This is a genomic window from Nonomuraea composti, assembly GCF_012034275.1.
Taxonomy (GTDB): domain Bacteria; phylum Actinomycetota; class Actinomycetes; order Streptosporangiales; family Streptosporangiaceae; genus Nonomuraea; species Nonomuraea composti.
Window position 1 is genome coordinate 1 of record NZ_JAATEP010000126.1, and the last position, 4,173, is coordinate 4,173.

Consider the following 4,173-nt stretch of genomic DNA (forward strand, 5'->3'; position numbering starts at 1 on the left):
GCCCTCAAGGCGTCAGACCGGGCCCGGCCATCCGAAAGGCGGGCCGGGCGTCCGGGTTCACGACGGGCGCAGGACGAAGACGCCCCAGCCGAGGTAGTCACGGCCGTACTCCAGATGGGAACGACGTGCCTGCGTCAGGAATTCACGCATCGCCGGCGCGTCCGGGTCATCAGGGTTCTCGCGCAGCCAGTCGCTGATCGTCCACCACTGGCTCGCGACGTACCTGTCCCAGCTGTCCGGGTTGGCCAGCACCATGTCCAGCAGCTCGAATCCGGCCGATTCGGCACGCTCAGCCGTGCCGAGCAACGAGGTGAACGCGTCTTCGTCGATCTTTAGCGCGGTGGATGCCTCGGGCGGTGGCGGTGACGTCCAATAGCACTCGCCGACCAGCACGATGCCGTTCGGGCGCAGCCAGCGGCGCATGAGCTCCAAGGTGCCCGTCAGGCCGCCGCCGATCCAGGTAGCGCCGATACAGGACACCACGTCGTACGACTCCGGAACGGCCTCATAGGTGCCGGCGTCCGCTTCCACGAACTCGACCCGCTCGGTCACGCCCAGCTCTTCCGCGCGGATTGCGGCGGCGCTCAGAAATGCTTCGCTGATGTCGACGCCGACGCCCTGGATGCCATAATCGGCCGCCCACCGGGAAAGGAGCTCGCCCTTTCCGCAGGCGAGATCCAGGATGCGGGTGCCGGGGCCGAAGTGGCAGATCTCACCCAGCAGGTTGAGCTTGTCGTCCGTCAACGGGTTCAGAATCCGGTGCCGGGACTCGGCGATTTCGTGGAAGCGCAGTGACATGCGGAGCAGTCTCGCCGACCGGGTGTTTGCGGTCCAATCAATATCGGGGTTGCGTTGGGCTCGTGGACGTTCGGTGACTTGCTAGGCTGGAGAGACCGGGCCACCCCCCACGGGTGGCCTTCGTCGCGTAAGGCCCGCGGGCGGGCGGCGACCAGCCACGGTGGACCGTCGTTGTGAGTCCGCTGGGTGAGCCAACGAAATGGACCAGAAGTGAACAGAGATAACGGATCGGACGGCGGACAGGCCGGGCGCGGCGACTACGGTGACAGGCGCTCCGGCGGAAGTGGCAGGAGCGGCGGCTACGGCTCTCGCGGGCGAGACTCCGGCGGTGACCGTCCGTTCCGTTCCGACGACCGGTCGCGCTCCTTCAACCGCGGTGACCGCGGCCCCAGGCGCGACGACACCCGAGACGACCGAGGAGGCCGCCGCGAGGGCGACGAGCGCCGGCCGTTCCGCGACCGTGACGACCGGGGGCCGCGCCGCGAAGGCGGTTACCGCGGCCCCAGGCGCGAGGGGGACGATCGCGGGCCCCGGAGTGATGACCGCCGTCCCTATCGAGACAGGGACGACCGCGGGCCGCGCCGCGAAGGTGGCTACGGCGACCGTCGTGAGGGCGGCTTCGGCGATCGTGGACCGCGCCGCGAAGGCGGGTTCCGTGACCGCGACGACCGGGGGCCGCGCCGTGAGGGCGGGTTCCGCGATGACCGTGGGCCCCGGCGTGAGGGCGGCTTCGGCGATCGTGGACCGCGCCGTGAGGGTGGCTTCGGTGACCGTGGGCCGCGCCGTGAAGGCGGGTTCCGTGACGACCGTGGGCCTCGTCGCGAAGGCGGCTACGCCGGGCGTCGTGAGGGCGGTTTCGAGGACCGGGGTCCCCGCCGCGAGGGCGATGACCGCCGTACCTATCGTGACCGCGACGAATGGCGGCCGCGCCGCGAGGGCGGCTTCGGCGACCGTCGTGAGGGCGGGTTCCGCGACCGCGACGACCGGGGGCCGCGCCGTGAGGGCGGGTTCGGTGATCGCGGGCCGCGCCGTGAGGGCGGGTTCGGTGATCGCGGGCCGCGCCGTGAGGGCGGGTTCCGCGATGACCGTGGGCCCCGTCGTGAGGGTGGCTTCGGCGATCGTGGACCGCGCCGTGAAGGCGGGTTCGGTGATCGCGGGCCGCGCCGAGAGGGTGGCTTCCGTGACGACCGTGGGCCGCGCCGTGAGGGCGGCTTCCGCGACGACCGTCGTAGGGAAGGCGGCTACGGTGAGCGTCGTGAGGGCGGCTACGGTGACCGTGGGCCCCGTCGTGAAGGTGGCTACGGCGACCGGCGCGAGGGCGGGTTCGGCGATCGTGGGCCGCGCCGCGAGGGTGGCTTCCGTGATGACCGCGGGCCTCGTCGTGAGGGCGGGTTCCGTGACGATCGCGGGCCGCGCCGTGAGGGCGGCTTCGGTGACCGTGGCCGTTCCGGTGACAGGCGTGAGGGCGGTTACCGGGAGAGGGGCGACCGCGACTCCCGTCCGTTCTCTCGTGAAGGCCGCGAGGAGCGCCCCGGTGCCGGCACCCGCGCGAGGTACGGCAGGGGCGACGCCGAGGGCGCTGCCGAGGCGCCGCAGCGCGAGAAGCTGCCCGACGTGCCTCCCGACATCACGGTGGACGAGCTGGAGAAGGAGGTCCTCGAGGAGCTGCGATCGCTCCCCGGTGACCTCGCCGACCTGGTCGGACGGCACCTGGTCGCCGCCGAGCGGGCGTTGGAGGAGGACGACCCCGACCGGGCGCACGAGCACACGAAGGTGGCACGCAGGTTCGCGGCCCGGATCGGTGTCGTACGCGAGGCCGCGGGCATCGTCGCCTACCGCGCCGGCCACTTCTCGGAGGCGCTGAGCGACCTGCGGGCGGCCAGGCGGATGACCGGTTCGGACGCGTACCTGCCGGTCATGGCCGACTGCGAGCGCGGGATGGGCCGTCCGGAGCGGGCCATCGACCTCGTACGTTCGCCCGAGGCCGAGCGCCTCGACCGGGCCGGCCGCATCGAGCTGACCATCGTCGAGTCCGGCGCCCGCCGCGACCTCGGCCAGCACGACGCCGCCGTGATCACCCTGCAGCGCCTGCCCGAGCTGCGCGACCCGCAGCCGAGGCCGTGGTCGGCACGGCTCGCGTTCGCCTACGCCGACGCGCTGGCCGACGCCGGGCACCAGGACGCGGCGACGGACTGGTTCGGCAGGGCGATGGCGTTCGACGAGGACGGGGAGACGGACGCGGCCGAACGGTACGCGGAGCTGACGGGAGCCGTCATCGAGGACGTCGAGGAGGACTTCGACGAGGAGGACGACTTCGACGACGCCGGTGTGTCCGGCGCTGAGGACGTCGCCAGGGTGGACGAGGAAGCGGACGACGCCGCCGCCCTCGCCGAGGCCGGAGACCTCCTGTCCGCCGAGACCGACGCCGATGTAGACGAGGACGCCGACGCGGACGAGGACGTTGTCGCACACGCCGACGTCGACGCCGACGCCGAGGCGGTCGCCAGTGCGAACGCTGAGGCCGACGCAGATGTGGACGAGGAGGCTGACGCCGCCTCCTCGCGCGCTGATGTCGACGTCGAGGCCGCTCCCGGTGACGAGGCTGACGAAGAGGAGCACGTCCCTGCCTCCAAGGCGGCGGCCGAAGCCTCCGCCGAGAGCGAGGACGACTCCGATGGCGATGCCTCCCCGGAGGCGGCAGCCGCGGAGACGGGAGTGCCCGGTATCACGCCGGCGTTCATCGAGCCGAACTTCGGCGACGTCCTGAACGACGATGCCGAATCGCGTACCGAGAAGCCGAAGAACGAGAGCTGACGCTCGCTGACACCCACGCCCGCCGTACGAGCCGCCCCTCCTGCATCTGCTTGAGGGGCAGGCCCGTGCGGCGGGCGAGGTGTTTCAGCGGCACGTCCCGTCAGAGAGATGCTTCCGTGGCACGTCCTTGTCCTGTCGGGAGAGATGTTCCCGCAGTACGTCCTCTCAGGGGCCGACGGGCAGCGGCGGCGGCGGTGGCAGCGACAGAGGCAGCGGCGGCGGTAGCACCGACAGCGACGGCGGTGGCGGCGAAAGCATCGACAGCGGCGGCGCAGAACACCCGAATACCGGCGAGGTCATGGGGAGACCCGGTTCAGCCAGTGCATGATCCCCGCGACGTTCGACGAAGCGCCGTTCAACAGCTCGAACTGCTCAGCGGTGGCCTCGTCGGCACTCATCGCGTGGTAGCGCTCCTTGGTGCGGTCCCGCACCATGGCGACCGCGTGATCCAGATCCATGCCCTCGGATCGGGCTCGCCGGGTGAGATCGACCCAGACCCGAAGCTCCTCCGCCGAACGTTCGAGCGTCTCTCGAACGGCATGAACCGGCCCGTAGTGGCTG

The 4,173-nt window shown here is 71.5% G+C and carries 3 protein-coding genes and 1 pseudogene; 1 reads left to right on the top strand and 3 read right to left on the bottom strand.

What is annotated here, in order from left to right; all coding sequences use genetic code 11:
* Positions 1-57 precede the first annotated feature (57 nt).
* Together HCN51_RS57505 and HCN51_RS57510 are read right to left on the bottom strand one after the other, a co-directional pair.
* A complete protein-coding gene (locus HCN51_RS57505) occupies positions 58-798 on the bottom strand; it encodes an SAM-dependent methyltransferase (protein WP_168022200.1) in 741 nt (246 codons plus the stop codon).
* An 81-nt stretch (positions 799-879) separates the two neighbouring features.
* Positions 880-2,508 carry a hypothetical protein gene (locus tag HCN51_RS57510; RefSeq protein WP_168022199.1) on the bottom strand — a complete coding sequence of 543 codons (1,629 nt, stop codon included), beginning with the start codon at positions 2,506-2,508 and terminating at the stop codon, positions 880-882.
* On the opposite strand from HCN51_RS57510, the gene HCN51_RS57515 reads away from it, so the two are divergent.
* The gene (locus tag HCN51_RS57515; RefSeq protein ID WP_346434194.1) at positions 2,413-3,612 is read left to right on the top strand and encodes a hypothetical protein; all 1,200 of its coding nucleotides are present in this window, start codon (positions 2,413-2,415) and stop codon (positions 3,610-3,612) included. The two genes, HCN51_RS57510 and HCN51_RS57515, sit on opposite strands and share 96 nt — an antisense overlap.
* A 296-nt stretch (positions 3,613-3,908) precedes the next feature.
* Here HCN51_RS57515 and HCN51_RS57520 read toward each other — a convergent pair.
* Positions 3,909-4,173 (bottom strand): annotated as a pseudogene (locus tag HCN51_RS57520) (MBL fold metallo-hydrolase); the annotation flags it as partial.